Genomic DNA, 14,433 nt, shown 5'->3' with positions numbered 1-14,433 from the left:
CCCGAAAGGCCGCATATTCTAAGGATAATCCGAGCGATTGCAAACTCTTTTTCCCTATCTTATGCAGGGCTGATCGCCCAACGGCAGCAACCTGGGGATTTACAGCTTGGGCATTCCTCCTGGGAACATGCCGCCCATGCCACGCATAAGCTTTGACAAGCCGCCTTTTGAGGTCACCTTTTTCATCATTTTCTGCATCTGCTTATGCTGCTTGATGAGGCGGCCTACATCCTGTACCTGGGTTCCAGAACCCATGGCGATTCGACGCTTGCGCGAGCCGCTGATCGTCTCTGGATCACGGCGCTCAGCAGGCGTCATGGAGTCGATAATAGCCTCCATCTGCTTGAACTGTTTTTCGGCTGCTCCCTGAGCATTTCCCATCTGGGACAAATTGACACCACCCATCATGGTAGGAAGCTTGTCCATAAGCGAGCCAAGGCCGCCCATACTTTTCATCTGGCGAAGCTGGTCACGGAAGTCTTCCAGATCGAACCCTTTGCCCTTCTTGAGCTTCTTGGCCAGCTTTTCGGCTTTTTCTTTATCCAGGTTCTGCTCGGCCTGCTCGATAAGGCTGAGCACATCGCCCATACCCAGAATACGGGAAGCAATACGATCAGGATGGAAAGGATCCAGCGCCTCGCTCTTTTCTCCCATACCCAGGAATTTAATCGGCTTGCCTGTAATGGCTCGCACGGACAATGCCGCACCGCCACGGGCGTCACCGTCGACCTTGGTCAGCACGACGCCTGTCAAGGGAAGCGCGTCATTGAAGGCCTTGGCGGTATTAGCCGCGTCCTGACCCGTCATGGCATCCACAACAAACAGCGTTTCGGCAGGCTTGATCGCGGCATGAACCTGCTGAATTTCAGCCATCATTTCTGCATCGACATGCAAACGACCAGCGGTATCCACGATTACGACATCAATGAACTTGAGCTTGGCTTCACGCACAGCGGCTTCGGCGATCGCAACAGGCTTTTGGCTGATATCGGAGGGATAGAACGTAACGCCGACCTCATGAGCCAAGGTTTCCAGCTGCTTGATCGCGGCAGGACGATAGACGTCAGCAGAGACAACAAGAACGCTTTTCTTCTTGCGCTCTTTCAGGAAGCGCGCCAGCTTGCCTGCTGTAGTGGTCTTACCTGCACCCTGCAGACCGGCCATGAGAATAACGGCCGGTGGAGAGACATTGAGAGCCAGATCTTCGTTTGCAGCCCCCATCAGCTCTTCGAGCTCGGCTCGAACGATTTTCACGAAGGCCTGGCCAGGAGTGAGGCTCTTGGAGACTTCAGTGCCTACGGCACGGTCCCTGACCTTATTGACGAAATCCTTGACGACCGGCAACGCCACGTCCGCCTCAAGGAGCGCCATGCGCACTTCACGCAGCGTGTCCTTGATGTTGTCTTCGGTCAATTTTGCCTTGCCAGTGATATGGCGAAGGCTCTGTGAGAGTCTATCTGTCAGGTTTTCAAACATGCAAATGCGTCCAAAACTGGCGGCAGGTTGTGAAGTATAACGAAGAGGACGTCGGCTGGCATCGTCTACAGTCTTCCTTGAACACTGGCATCTGTGCCAAACTCATCTGCTTTCGGCTCAGTGATTCAAGGATTTATGTCATCCCTGTTGCCCAGCCTGACGGCTGCCCTTCTCTATAGTGTCGCCACGGCCTATCAAAGTGTGTGTCTGACCACGCGCAAGCGTCCCAACAATACCCTTTTGGTCTCGTTGGGCGTAGTAGCGTTGCTCGCCCATGGCGCGGCCTTGTTCATTCAGCTGATTCTACCCAGCAGCCTTTCGCTGGACTTTTTTGATGCGTCCAGCCTGATCGCGGCGGTAGCCATACTTTTGATTCTGCTCGGCTGCATCCGCATGCCGCTACAGACATTACTGGTACTGATTTATCCTCTAGGAGCCATCACGACGCTCCTGGCTGACGTGTTACCGTCGGGCACTGTTCAACCGATCGATATTACGCCGGGCATATTAACCCATGTCCTGCTCTCGATTGTTGCCTACGGTCTGTTAACACTGGCTGTTTTTCAATCGTTGCTGCTATTGATTCAGGACAGGCAGCTCAAGAACAAGCACCCATCGGGGCTGATCCGGAGCTTCCCCCCTCTGCAAACCATGGAAAGCCTGCTGTTTGGTTTTCTGTGGGCGGGTTGGGCTGTATTGTCCTTGTCCCTGATTTCCGGCTGGCTGTTTCTCGAAGACATGCTTGCCCAGCACCTGGTGCACAAGACGGTTCTGTCCTGTGTGGCGTGGGTCCTGTTTGGCGTCCTGCTGTGGGGGCGTCATCGCATGGGCTGGCGTGGACACAAGGCCATCCGCTGGACACTGGCCGGCTTCTGCCTATTGATGCTCGCGTATTTCGGCAGCAAGCTGGTACGTGAATTCATCCTGCACATCTGAAGATCGCCTCATAGGCCCTTTGCCCTTCGCAAGCCTTGCCGTTTCCGGCAAGGCTTGTCCATAATCCAAAGGCTTACCCAGCTAAACGTCTCTCTCTGCGGTTACCCCCTCGCCGATAGAGCCGCGTCATAACAGGCTAACGATTCACATCCGCACCGGATGATTACGCACCTGCGCCTTACCCGGGCAAGCGTACGAGTCAGGCCATAAAAAACGACAGCGCCTGGGACATCCAATGACTGCTACTGCAACCTACGAGGCGGAACCTGTTTCGCCTGCCGCGCCTGCAAACTCTACAGCCCGTATCGCAACGGCAAGCTTTATCGGCACGGCTATCGAGTTTTACGATTTTTATGTCTACGCTACCGCCGCTGCGCTGGTCATCGGCCCGGTGTTCTTTCCACAAACATCTGCGATTGCGCAAACACTCAGCGCATTCATCACCTTTGGCATCGCTTTCCTGGCCCGTCCTCTCGGCTCTGCACTGTTTGGCCATTTCGGCGATCGGATTGGTCGAAAATCCACTCTAGTGGCTTCGCTCCTCTTGATGGGTGTTTCGACCACGCTGATCGGCCTGCTCCCTGGCTATGCCAGCATAGGTGGCTGGGCCCCCGTGCTGTTGTGCGTTCTCAGATTCGCCCAAGGGCTTGGGCTGGGCGGAGAATGGGGTGGCGCCGCGCTGCTGGCAACGGAAAATGCGCCGAAGAACAAGCGAGCCTGGTTTGGCATGTTTCCTCAGCTGGGCCCGTCTATCGGCTTTCTTGCGGCTAACGGCTTGTTTCTCGCGCTGGCCGTGCTGCTATCGGACGAGCAATTTAAGGCCTGGGGCTGGCGGATTCCTTTCATCCTGAGCGCCGCCTTGGTAATGGTTGGCCTTTATGTCCGCCTCAAACTAAGTGAAACACCAGTGTTTGCCAAAGCCATGGAGCGACACGAAAAGCTACGTCTTCCATTAACCGAAGCAATTACCAAGCACTGGCATCCCATGCTGCTGGGCGCCTTATCCATGGTGGTGTGCTATGCGCTGTTCTATATCTCAACGGTGTTTTCGCTGAGCTATGGCGTTAAAACACTAGGGTTCAGCCGAGAGGGCTTTCTAGGGCTCCTGTGCTTTGCCGTTCTGTTCATGACTCTGGCTACACCTCTGTCGGCCTGGCTTGCCGACCGTTATGGCCGCAAACCAGTTCTGGCAATCAGTGCAGCCGCCGCCCTGCTGTCAGGCTTTGCCATGGAGCCGCTGCTTACCCATGGCTCAACAGGTAGCATTGCGCTTTTCCTGGCGCTGGAGCTGTTTCTCATGGGTATGACGTTCGCACCGATGGGCGCGCTGTTACCGGAGATTTTCCCCACCCACGTCAGGTATACCGGCGCCTCGGCCGCGTATAACCTCGGCGGCATCCTGGGTGCCTCGGTAGCGCCTTATATTGCGCAGAAGCTAGCCGATACCGGAGGCTTGAGCTGGGTAGGAGGTTATGTTTCCGCAGCGGCGCTGATCAGCTTGATTGCCGTACTGTGCCTTAAGGAAACACGAGATCGGGAATTGTAATCAAGCGACAGCCCTGTGCAGGCAGGGCTGTCGTCCCGAAGGATTAAAGCGTTACGCTGATGGCTTGCGACGCCTTGGTCGCCTTTTCACGGGCCGCTTCCACCGACTCATCTCGAGCCAGTGCCACGCCCATTCGGCGCTGCCCTGCCACTTCAGGCTTGCCAAACAGGCGCAGGGCCGTATCCGGATCACTTAGCGCTGCACCCAGATTGCCGAAACTTGTCTGGGTAGATTGTCCTTCAACCAGCAGTACGGCAGAGGCTGATGGACCAAACTGGCGAATGACCGGTATCGGTAATCCCAGAATGGCACGGGCATGAAGGGCAAACTCAGAGAGATCCTGAGAGATCAGCGTTACCAGGCCTGTATCATGGGGACGTGGAGAGACTTCACTGAACCACACCTGATCGCCTTTGACAAACAGCTCAACACCAAACAGACCACGCCCGCCCAGCGCCTCGGTAACCGCCCTGGCGACACGCTCGGACTCAGCAAGTGCCTTGGGACTCATCGCTTGCGGCTGCCAGGACTCATGGTAATCACCTTTTACCTGACGATGACCAATAGGTTCGCAGAACGATGTTCCATTGACATGACGGACTGTCAGCAAGGTGATTTCATAGTCAAAGTCGATAAAGCCTTCAATAATGACGCGTCCCTTACCCGCTCGTCCGCCCTCCTGAGCATAATCCCAGGCGGCCTGAATGTCTTCGCTGCACTTGATAACGCTCTGCCCCTTGCCGGAGGAGCTCATGATCGGCTTCACGACACAGGGCATGCCTACAGATTCGACGGCAGCGGCATACTCTTCAAAGGTGTCCGCGAAGTGATACGGTGAAGTGGGCAAACCCAACTCCTCCGCAGCCAGACGGCGAATACCTTCGCGGTTCATGGTCAGCTGCGCAGCGCGTGCAGTAGGCACGACGGTATACCCTTCACCCTCCAGCTCAACGAGGGTTGCCGTGGCAATTGCCTCGATCTCGGGCACGATGTAATGAGGTTTTTCCTGCTCGATGATCGCGCGAAGCGCGGCGCCATCCAGCATATTGATGACATGACTACGATGGGCTACCTGCATGGCCGGTGCATTGGCATAACGATCGACGGCAATGACCTCCACACCCAAACGCTGTAGCTCGATGACAACTTCTTTACCAAGCTCACCAGAGCCACATAACAGAACGCGAGTGGCGGTAGGTGACAATGGAGTTCCTATCTGGGTCATGCAGCATCCTCTGGTGTATACAGTCATGGATTTAACCGGGCTGCCCCATAGCGACAACGCACTCGATCGCTATCTGAGGTGCCCTTAGAAATAGTGGCCAGCGGCGCAGGCACGTTCCTCACACAGCTGCAAGACCCTACGCCGCTCGGTGTTGGTCATACGTCCCCATTGAGATATTTCCTGAGCGGTGCGCTGGCATCCTGTGCACATATCGGCCTCATCCAGCACACAGACTTGCACGCAGGGAGAGCGAACAGGCTTTTCGTTTTCATTCATGTCCAAGGCTGTCATCTCGTACAGGCAGCGGCCTGATAACGTATCGTTGGCATGAATTCTACTTGGCCTGATGGCAGAAGTGCATCAAAAGGCATCATTTCTCAACTGAATGAGGCGGCTCATGGAGCGAAATGCCGGCATCATAGAGCAGGTTGACCAGCTCCACGATAATGGCAGCCGTCAGGCCCCAGATCCGATACTCACCGTACTGATAACTTGGGATATAGGAACGTCGCCCTTGCTCATCGATCCTCAGCGTGACTTCTGGAGGCACTTCGCACAGAAAGCTGAGCGGAACCGTAAATACGGCTGCGATTTCAGCGTCGTTGGGCGTGTACTCCACGTAATCGGGAATAATGCCGACATAAGGCGTTACCTTGATCCCGTAATAAGAAATCAAGGGGCTCAACGGCCCTACTACTTCAACCAGCCCCGGCGGCAGACCAATCTCCTCATACGCCTCACGCAGCGCTGTATGAATAAGGTCCGGATCTTCCGGATCACGTCGCCCACCTGGTAATGCGACCTCTCCCCCATGCGTCGACAGATTGCTGGCGCGCAGCGTCAGAACCAGCTCAGGATCATCACCTCGAATAATAGGCAACAATACGGCGGCTTCGGGGTGTGTACGATCAGTCTCCAGGTGACGCGGTCGATAATGCCGCAATCGATGGAGCAACTCATCCACGATGCTTTCTCCACACGCTTACTCTTGAGGCATCATGGCATGGAATATCCAGCTTGCCCAACCCCTTGCTTGCAGCCTCAGCTCCTCGCAAGATGGCAGGACGACGAGGAGGCATCATGAAATTCTGTAACTATTGCGGCGGCACGCTGGTTCAGCGCATTCCCGAGGGGGATACGCGCCCTCGCTACATCTGCACACAGTGCCACACGGTGCACTACCAGAACCCTCGCATTGTGGCGGGATGCCTGCCCGTCTGGGGAGATAAAGTACTTTTATGTCGCCGCGCCATTGAACCTCGCCGCGGCTACTGGACACTCCCGGCCGGCTTCATGGAAAACGGCGAAACGATCGAACAGGCCGCCGCCCGTGAGACTTGGGAGGAAGCCTGCGCTAACGTCGGCAACCTCAAGCTCTATACCTTATTCGACCTGCCCCATATCAATCAGGTTTATATGCTGTTCCGCGGCGAGCTTGTCGGCGGGTCGTTTGGCATTGGTGAAGAAAGCCTGGAAACAGCCCTGTTTGACGAAGCAGATATCTCCCTTGGTCGTCACTCGCTTTTCCGACCATTGCGCGTACCCTAGAATGCTTTTTTGCTGATCGCCGAACCGGTCACTATTCAGTGCATCATGAAGGCATCGCACCCATGCTGGAACGCTAGTTCCAGCTGATATATACAGAGTGAACAGCAGCACGCCTTGGCTGCTTTCTGCAGTCGCTTAGCTAGGGATTATTTTTCAAATGCGCCGGATGTATTGGCTTACTGCTTTCTGTTGCCTGTTTTTCTCTACCCTCTGCCTTGCCAGCACGACAACAACACTTGATGGCCGGACAATCGACAAGGTGCTGGTCATAAAGTCGATGAACAAGCTTGAGCTGCTCAGCAAGGGCGAAACCATCAAGTCCTACCGGGTATCACTGGGCAAATTCCCCAAGGGGCCCAAGTTTCGCGAAGGGGATCAGCGCACGCCAGAAGGCTTCTACTGGATAGACTGGCGAAAGACGAGCGACAAGTTCAATCTGTCGATGCACATCTCATACCCCAATGCACAGGACCTGGCACGCGCAAAAGCAGCAGGCGTGCCACCGGGCAGCATGATTATGATTCACGGCACACCTATCGATGAAGAATACCCAGAGTGGTATTTTTCTTCGCTGAACTGGACGAATGGATGCATTGCGCTAACCAATGCAGATATGCGTGAAATCTGGACGCTGGTCAAGGACGGTACGTTGATCGAGATACGCCCCTGAAGCTCCCGTACACACCTTGAAGCACAGGAGTCACAACGTTCGGCCTTGATCTAGAATGACGCCAGCTGCCACACCTCATAGGCTGGCGTCTCATAGGGATGGGCTTTGCGTAACGCCTCGACAGCCTGCTTTACATAGTCATCGGTCACGACCAGCTCTACTTTCCATTCTGCCACGCGCTCCAGCTCGCCAATCTTCCCTAGAAAAGGGTTGCTTCCAGCACATGGGCGAAACTGCCCCTCCCCCAAGACCTGCCAGCAGCACGCCTCGTAATTACCGATGCGACCACCTCCTGCAGAAAATACCGCGTCCTTGACGGACTCCAGATGGCTGCCTGGCACATAGAAGCATAACTTGTACATAAATCCTCCAGATGCAAAAAGGCCGGTCATACCTGAAACAGTATGACCGGCCTTCTCGGACTTATCAGTCTACCCAGACACGCGCATTACGGAACATGCGCATCCAGCCGCCGTCCTCGCCCTGCCAATCACGTGGGATCCAGGAATTTTGAACTGCGCGGAAAACGCGTTCAGGGTGCGGCATCATGATGGTGACGCGACCATCACGGCTGGTCAGGCCCGTAATACCCAGCGGCGAGCCGTTGGGGTTGGCCGGATACGTCTCGGTGACACGCCCATGGTTGTCAACGAAGCGTAGCGAGACGGTGCCAGAGGCATCTGCTGCCTGCAGGGCCGCGGCGTCCCTGAACTCGGCATGGCCTTCACCGTGCGCAATGGCAATCGGCATGCGCGAGCCTGCCATGCCCGCAAAGAACAGGGATGGCGATTCCTGTACCTGTAGCATCGCAATACGCGCTTCGAACTGCTCTGAGCGGTTACGCACGAAGCGTGGCCAGAATTCACTGCCTGGAACAAGCTCGCGCAGGTTCGAGACCATCTGGCAGCCGTTGCAGACGCCTAGCGTAAAGCTATCCGTACGCTCGAAGAATTGCTGGAACGCATCACGTGCACGGGCGTTGAACAGAATCGACTTGGCCCATCCCTCACCGGCACCCAAGACGTCACCGTAGGAGAAACCGCCGCACGCAACGACACCCTTGAAGTCATTCAAATCGACACGACCAGCAAGAATATCGCTCATGTGCACGTCTACCGAGGCAAAGCCGGCACGGTCAAACGCTGCAGCCATTTCGACCTGACCGTTAACGCCCTGCTCACGCAGAACCGCGACCTGAGGCCGTATACCTGTCTTGATATAAGGTGCAGCGATGTTTTCGTTCGGATCAAAGCTCAGCTTGGCAGACAGGCCCGGATTGTTCTCTTCGAGCAATGCGTCGTATTCCTGCTGAGCACAGTCAGCGTTGTCACGCAGTCGCTGGATCTGATAGCTGGTTTCGCTCCAGATACGCTGCAACGAGCGGCGCTCGGCCTTGAAGACGTTCTGCTCGTTATAGGTGATATTGACCTCGTAACCGTTTACCGGCTGGCCAATGACCGCCACGCAATCCTCAAGACCTGCAGCAGTGAACTGCGCCAGCACTTCGGATGTGAAATCCTGAGGCACCTGGATCACAGCACCCAGTTCCTCGGCAAACAAGGCGCGGGTCAGTTCATCACGGGTAGCGGCCAAGGCATCCAGTTTCAGAGACAGGCCACAGTGACCGGCAAATGCCATCTCCACGAGCGTCGTGATCAGGCCACCATCGGAACGGTCATGATAGGACAGGATGAGCCCGTCCTTATTGAGCCCCTGGATGACGGCAAAGAAGGCCTTGAGGTCCTCTGCATCATCCACATCAGGTGCCTTGTGGCCGATCTTGTTGTGAACCTGCGCCAGAATTGAACCACCCAGGCGGTTCTGGCCTCGACCAAGATCGATCAGGATCAGGTCCGTTTCGCCTTTATCCATGCGCAGCTCAGGCGTCAGGGTCTGACGAATATCCTGCACTGGAGCAAAGCCCGTCACGACCAGCGACAGAGGCGACGTCACGCTCTTGTCTTGACCGTTTTCTTCCCAGCGGGTCTTCATGGACATGGAGTCCTTGCCCACGGGGATGGTGATACCCAAAGCCGGGCACAGCTCCATGCCCACTGCCTTTACCGTATCGTACAGGCGAGCATCCTCACCCGGATGTCCGGCAGCTGCCATCCAGTTGGCGGAAAGCTTGATATCGCTGATTTTCTCGATACGCGCCGACGCCAGGTTGGTCAGTGTTTCACCTACCGCCATCCGGCCAGACGCTGCCGCATCCAGCAATGCCAAGGGCGTACGCTCGCCCATGGCCATTGCCTCGCCGGTATAAGCGGTGTAGCTGGTCGCTGTAACCGCACAGTCAGCCACTGGAACCTGCCAGGGACCAACCATTTGATCACGCGCAACCAGGCCAGTGATGGTCCGGTCACCGATGGTGATCAGAAAGCTCTTGCTGGCAACGGCTGGATGCCGAAGAACGCGCTCTACCGCCTCCTTGAGCTCCAGGCCGGCACCGTCAAAGTCATCACCCAGCGCTTCCTCGCGAGTAGCGGAGCGATGCATACGTGGAGGCTTGCCCAGAAGAACATCTAGCGGCATGTCGACCGCATTATTTTCAAAATGGCTGTCCGCTACCGTGAGACGACGCTCTTCAGTAGCCTCGCCAACTACCGCGAACGGGCAACGTTCACGCTCACAAATGGCCTTGAAAGTTTCAAAGTTCTCAGCGTCCACGGACAGCACATAGCGTTCCTGGGACTCGTTGCACCATATCTCGAGCGGGCTCATGCCGGGCTCGTCGTTAGGTACGTTGCGCAGCTCAAAGCGACCGCCACGACCGGCATCGTTGACAAGCTCAGGGAAGGCATTGGATAGACCGCCTGCGCCTACGTCATGGATGAAGGTAATAGGGTTTTTGTCACCCATCTGCCAGCAGCGGTCGATCACCTCCTGGCAGCGGCGCTCCATCTCGGGGTTTTCACGCTGCACGGAAGCGAAGTCCAGGTCTGCCGAGCTGGAGCCAGTGGACATCGACGAGGCAGCGCCTCCACCCAGGCCGATCAACATGGCCGGGCCACCCAGGACAATCAGCTTGCCACCTACGGAGATATCACCTTTCTGGACATGGTCGGCACGGATGTTACCCATACCGCCCGCCAGCATGATCGGCTTGTGATAGCCCCGGACCTCTTCGCCACGTGGGGTTTCAACCGCCTGCTCGAAGGTACGGAAGTAACCTGCCAGTGCCGGGCGGCCAAATTCGTTGTTGAACGCCGCGCCGCCCAATGGCCCTTCGATCATGATATCGAGTGGTGTCACGATGCGTTCGGGCTTGCCGTATGGCTTTTCCCAAGGTTGCTCGAAACCTGGGATATTCAGGTTGGAAACCGTGAAACCGGTCAGACCTGCCTTGGGTTTTGCACCACGACCGGTCGCCCCCTCGTCTCGGATTTCGCCACCCGAACCCGTAGAGGCGCCAGGGAATGGTGCAATTGCTGTCGGGTGGTTATGGGTTTCCACCTTCATCAGGATATGAATCGGCTCCTGATTGGCGCTGTACTGACGAGTCTGCGGGTCAGGATAGAAACGACCGGCAGTAAATCCCTCGATCACCGCAGCGTTATCCTTGTAGGCAGACAAGACGCCTTCACGGTGCATTTCATAGGTGTTCTTGATCATACCGAACAGGGATTTTTCCTGGCCTTCGCCATCGATATCCCAGCTGGCATTAAAGATCTTGTGACGGCAGTGCTCGGAGTTTGCCTGAGCAAACATCATAAGCTCGATGTCATGGGGGTTGCGACCCAGTCCCTGGAAACTCTTGACCAGGTAATCGATCTCATCATCCGCCAGGGCAAGACCTAGTTCGCTGTTGGCCTTTTCCAGCGCGGCACGGCCGCCATTCAGGATATCGATGACCGTCAGCGGCTTGGGCGTCGCATGACTGAACAGGGCTTCAGCCTCATCCAGACCTCCCAGTACGAGCTGGGTCATACGATCATGCAGGGTGGCAGCCACAGCCTGAACATCGGCATCGGACAGATCGCCGGCAATATAATAGGCGACGCCCCGCTCGATGCGCTCGATCTTGGCCAGACCGCAATTATGGGCGATGTCAGTGGCCTTGCTGGACCACGGCGAAATCGTGCCAAAGCGCGGGACTACCAGGAACAGCCGGCCTACAGGGTCTTGTACCGGAACACTGGGTCCGTATTTGAGCAAGCGCTCAAGCACGTGCTCCTCTTCAGCGGTAAGCGTGCCGACCACCTCGGCAAAATGAGCGAACTCGGCATAAAGTCCGGAAACACCCGGCACTTTACGGGTCAGTTGGTCGAGCAGTTTGCCGTGACGAAACGAAGAAAGAGCGGGAGCGCCGCGCAAGATCAGCATCGTAGGACAGCCTCGGGGCTAGAGGAATTTCAGGGGCCGGTATTCTACCGCAAAGGACCCGGCGAGACACCTTTAGGCGACAAAGGTTTCGCTAATGCTGCGTCAAACCGACTCATCCAGCCGTCCTGAGAAGCGCTTCGCTCCAGAAATAACGACCTCTCGATGACTTGAAGACGTCCCTTGGAAACCCCGGAATCATCGCGACTGATCCCATTTCACTCGGATATTTTGGCCTTGCTTAGCAAAAATTGGTTACGAGTGGAATCCAGGCAATAGAAAATTCTGTGGCGCTCCCCTGGTATGGCACTTGGATAGCTTTGCGTATACTGAGTGGATGTTTGCACACCATGCGCTTTGCCTGAAACGAATCGCCTGCATCATGGCGACTGCGATCTTTCTGTTGCTCCAGGGGTGCGAAGAGCCTGACGAAGCTCCTCCCAAACAACCCACTACCCTGGAACGGATACAGAAGGAGGGTGTTCTACGCGTTATTACCCGCAACAGCCCGGCGACCTATTTCCAGGACCGTAACGGTGATACCGGCTTCGAATACGAGCTGGTGAAAAGCTTCGCCGACAGTATGGGGCTCAAACTGCAGATCGAAACTGCAGATAACCTGGATGATCTTTTCAACCGTCTCGACAGTGCTGAAGGACCAGTCCTGGCAGCGGCAGGCCTGACGCCCAGCCCGGCACGGCACGAGAAGTTCCACTTCTCACATCCCTATCTTGACGTTGTTCCGCAGGTCATCTACCGCAATGGTTCACGGCGCCCTGCACAGGTAAGCGATCTGGTAGGCAAGCGCATCATGGTGCTTAAGGGAAGCAGCCAGGCGGAACAATTGGCCGCGCTCAAACCCCAGCAGCCGGATCTTACCTACGAAGAGTCCGATCAGGTCGAGGTGGCTGACCTGCTGAAGATGGTCGATGAGGGCCAGATCGATCTTACGCTGGTCGACTCCAACGAGCTGGCCATGAATCAGGTCTACTTTCCCAACGTGCGCGTCGCCTTTGATCTCGGAGATGGGCAAAGCCTCGCCTGGGTAACAGCCGAGCGCGAAGACGGCACCTTGATGAAAGCCATCAACGCTTTTATCGACAAGGCCAAGCAGGACAATACACTTCAGCACCTCAAGGAGCGCTACTACGGTCATGTGGATGTTCTGGGGTATGTAGGCGCCTACACCTTTGCCCAGCACCTGCAACAACGCCTACCTGTTTATGAAAAGCACTTCCGCAAGGCCGCACAGCAACGGGAGGTCGATTGGCGGCTTTTGGCTGCCATCGGGTATCAGGAATCGATGTGGCAGGCTGATGCGACCTCAAAAACCGGGGTACGCGGCCTCATGATGCTGACCAACAACACAGCCCAGGCCATGGGCGTGTCCAACCGGCTCGACCCCTTCCAGAGCATCGAGGGCGGCGCCCGGTATTTCAATCAGATTCGCGGCGAGCTTCCCGAGTCGATCAAGGAGCCGGATCGGACCTGGTTCGCCCTGGCAACCTACAACATTGGCAGTGCGCATATTGCAGATGCGCGAAAGATGGCGCAGGACGAAGGGTTGGATCCTAATCGCTGGCTGGACGTCAAACGCATGCTGCCACGACTCAGTCAGAAGCAATGGTATAGCAAGACCCGTTACGGCTATGCCCGAGGCGGCGAAACGGTGCACTTCGTGCAGAATATTCGCCGCTACTACGACATTCTGACCTGGGTGACCCAGCCGCAAATGGAAGGCTCACAGCTGGCCAAGAGCGGCATGCACCTGCCCGGTATCGCTGAAAAGGAACCCGAGCAGGAAATGTAGCCGACGGGCCTAGACCGTCTTTGGCTTTGAAGGGTTGGCGATCAGTTTATCTACCGCCTTGGCTGCGGCCACCATGCCAAAGGTTGCGGTCACCATCATGACCGCACCAAAACCGCCGGAGCAATCCAGTCGTACCCCTTCCCCTACAAAGCTTTTCTGCTGGCACACGCTGCCATCCGGCTTGGGATAACGCAGCTGCTCGGTCGAGAACACGCACGGCACGCTGTAGTGCCGGCTGGGGTTACGTGAAAACCCATAGTCGCGGCGCAGCAGTGAACGTACGCGGGACGCCAGCGGATCGTTATAGGTCCGGTTCAAATCGACGACCTGAATCTGGGTCGGGTCGATCTGACCACCCGCTCCACCGGTTGTGATGATGTTGATCTTGCGGCGCTTGCACCATGAGATCAGAGCAGCTTTGGACGCGACGCTATCGATACAGTCCAGCACCAGATCCATCTCCGGCGTGATGTAATCCGCCATGGTCTCCCGCGTGACGAAATCCGCCACGGCATGGACGGCGCACGCCGGGTTGATTGCCCGGATGCGCTCAGCCATCACATCGACCTTGGCCCGTCCCACCTGTCCTTCCAGCGCATGGATTTGTCGGTTGGTATTGCTGATGCAGACATCGTCCAGATCGAACAGACTGATACGGCCAACGCCACTACGCGCCAGGGCCTCGGCCGCCCAAGACCCTACGCCACCAATACCGACTACCGCGACATGACTGGCAGCCAGACGCTCGAGCGCATCGTTACCATACAAGCGGGCAATGCCACCAAAGCGTTGTTGATCAATATTCATAACGGCTCTCACTCAGCGAGCTAACAGTATAAAGACATGCCACGTCATTGTTGATCACCGAAGAGCGACGCTCCTTATGGCGTTTTGCTTTA

At 56.3% G+C, this 14,433-nt stretch carries 11 protein-coding genes and 1 pseudogene; 5 read left to right on the top strand and 7 right to left on the bottom strand.

Going from position 1 to position 14,433, the window contains the following annotated elements:
- Positions 1 to 99 precede the first annotated feature (99 nt).
- Positions 100 to 1,476, bottom strand: coding sequence for a signal recognition particle protein (gene ffh, locus JQR90_RS06310; RefSeq protein ID WP_010797589.1), 1,377 nt, complete (start codon positions 1,474 to 1,476; stop codon positions 100 to 102).
- A gap of 135 nt (positions 1,477 to 1,611) precedes the next feature.
- Between ffh and JQR90_RS06305 the strand changes: the two genes are divergently transcribed.
- Both JQR90_RS06305 and JQR90_RS06300 read left to right on the top strand, forming a co-directional pair.
- Positions 1,612 to 2,412: a cytochrome C assembly family protein gene (locus tag JQR90_RS06305; RefSeq protein ID WP_010797588.1), complete on the top strand. Its 801-nt coding sequence runs from the start codon at positions 1,612 to 1,614 to the stop codon at positions 2,410 to 2,412.
- A gap of 235 nt (positions 2,413 to 2,647) precedes the next feature.
- A complete protein-coding gene (locus JQR90_RS06300) occupies positions 2,648 to 3,958 on the top strand; it encodes an MFS transporter (RefSeq protein WP_010797587.1) in 1,311 nt (436 codons plus the stop codon).
- 43 nt (positions 3,959 to 4,001) lie between these two features.
- Here JQR90_RS06300 and purT read toward each other — a convergent pair whose 3' ends face one another.
- The 3 genes from purT to JQR90_RS06285 all read right to left on the bottom strand — a co-directional run bounded on the left by purT (position 4,002) and on the right by JQR90_RS06285 (position 6,150).
- Positions 4,002 to 5,183, bottom strand: coding sequence for a formate-dependent phosphoribosylglycinamide formyltransferase (gene purT / locus JQR90_RS06295; protein ID WP_434140651.1), 1,182 nt, complete (start codon positions 5,181 to 5,183; stop codon positions 4,002 to 4,004).
- A gap of 84 nt (positions 5,184 to 5,267) precedes the next feature.
- Positions 5,268 to 5,459 carry a DUF1289 domain-containing protein gene (locus tag JQR90_RS06290; protein WP_073450372.1) on the bottom strand — a complete coding sequence of 64 codons (192 nt, stop codon included), beginning with the start codon at positions 5,457 to 5,459 and terminating at the stop codon, positions 5,268 to 5,270.
- A 94-nt stretch (positions 5,460 to 5,553) separates the two neighbouring features.
- Positions 5,554 to 6,150: a CoA pyrophosphatase gene (locus JQR90_RS06285; protein WP_074827631.1), complete on the bottom strand. Its 597-nt coding sequence runs from the start codon at positions 6,148 to 6,150 to the stop codon at positions 5,554 to 5,556.
- A 113-nt stretch (positions 6,151 to 6,263) separates the two neighbouring features.
- Between JQR90_RS06285 and JQR90_RS06280 the strand changes: the two are divergent.
- Both JQR90_RS06280 and JQR90_RS06275 read left to right on the top strand, forming a co-directional pair.
- Positions 6,264 to 6,808 (top strand): annotated as a pseudogene (locus JQR90_RS06280) (NUDIX hydrolase).
- 89 nt (positions 6,809 to 6,897) lie between these two features.
- Complete coding sequence (locus tag JQR90_RS06275) at positions 6,898 to 7,401, top strand: L,D-transpeptidase family protein (protein ID WP_037030094.1); 504 nt, start codon at positions 6,898 to 6,900, stop codon at positions 7,399 to 7,401.
- A 50-nt stretch (positions 7,402 to 7,451) separates the two neighbouring features.
- Here the strand turns inward: JQR90_RS06275 and JQR90_RS06270 are convergent, their stop codons facing one another.
- Both JQR90_RS06270 and purL read right to left on the bottom strand, forming a co-directional pair.
- Positions 7,452 to 7,763 (bottom strand): Nif3-like dinuclear metal center hexameric protein, encoded by a 312-nt coding sequence (locus JQR90_RS06270; protein WP_219652796.1) that lies wholly within the window; start codon positions 7,761 to 7,763, stop codon positions 7,452 to 7,454.
- Between the two features lie 64 nt (positions 7,764 to 7,827).
- Positions 7,828 to 11,727 (bottom strand): phosphoribosylformylglycinamidine synthase, encoded by a 3,900-nt coding sequence (gene purL, locus JQR90_RS06265; RefSeq protein ID WP_434140650.1) that lies wholly within the window; start codon positions 11,725 to 11,727, stop codon positions 7,828 to 7,830.
- Positions 11,728 to 12,061: 334 nt separating this feature from the next.
- Between purL and mltF the strand changes: the two genes are divergently transcribed.
- Positions 12,062 to 13,534, top strand: a complete 1,473-nt coding sequence (gene mltF, locus JQR90_RS06260; RefSeq protein ID WP_197872739.1) for a membrane-bound lytic murein transglycosylase MltF — start codon at positions 12,062 to 12,064, stop codon at positions 13,532 to 13,534.
- A gap of 9 nt (positions 13,535 to 13,543) precedes the next feature.
- On the opposite strand, the gene tcdA is transcribed toward mltF, so the two are convergent.
- Complete coding sequence (tcdA, locus tag JQR90_RS06255; protein WP_312270123.1) at positions 13,544 to 14,341, bottom strand: tRNA cyclic N6-threonylcarbamoyladenosine(37) synthase TcdA; 798 nt, start codon at positions 14,339 to 14,341, stop codon at positions 13,544 to 13,546.
- Positions 14,342 to 14,433: the final 92 nt, after the last annotated feature.

The sequence above is a fragment of the Pseudomonas sp. JZ114 genome, from assembly GCF_051027705.1.
Taxonomy (GTDB): Bacteria; Pseudomonadota; Gammaproteobacteria; order Pseudomonadales; family Pseudomonadaceae; genus Chryseomonas; species Chryseomonas luteola.
This window is presented reverse-complemented; position numbering and strand designations above follow the sequence as displayed.

Bases quoted from the DNA above. Each gene is read 5' to 3' on its own strand.
- JQR90_RS06305 (WP_010797588.1), top strand. From the start codon at position 1,612: ATGTCATCCCTGTTGCCCAGCCTGACGGCTGCCCTTCTCTATAGTGTC.
- JQR90_RS06300 (WP_010797587.1), top strand. From the start codon at position 2,648: ATGACTGCTACTGCAACCTACGAGGCGGAACCTGTTTCGCCTGCCGCG.
- JQR90_RS06270 (WP_219652796.1), bottom strand. From the start codon at position 7,763: ATGTACAAGTTATGCTTCTATGTGCCAGGCAGCCATCTGGAGTCCGTC.
- mltF (WP_197872739.1), top strand. From the start codon at position 12,062: ATGTTTGCACACCATGCGCTTTGCCTGAAACGAATCGCCTGCATCATG.
- JQR90_RS06290 (WP_073450372.1), bottom strand. From the start codon at position 5,459: ATGAATGAAAACGAAAAGCCTGTTCGCTCTCCCTGCGTGCAAGTCTGT.
- purT (WP_434140651.1), bottom strand. From the start codon at position 5,183: ATGACCCAGATAGGAACTCCATTGTCACCTACCGCCACTCGCGTTCTG.
- JQR90_RS06275 (WP_037030094.1), top strand. From the start codon at position 6,898: ATGTATTGGCTTACTGCTTTCTGTTGCCTGTTTTTCTCTACCCTCTGC.
- purL (WP_434140650.1), bottom strand. From the start codon at position 11,727: ATGCTGATCTTGCGCGGCGCTCCCGCTCTTTCTTCGTTTCGTCACGGC.
- ffh (WP_010797589.1), bottom strand. From the start codon at position 1,476: ATGTTTGAAAACCTGACAGATAGACTCTCACAGAGCCTTCGCCATATC.
- tcdA (WP_312270123.1), bottom strand. From the start codon at position 14,341: ATGAATATTGATCAACAACGCTTTGGTGGCATTGCCCGCTTGTATGGT.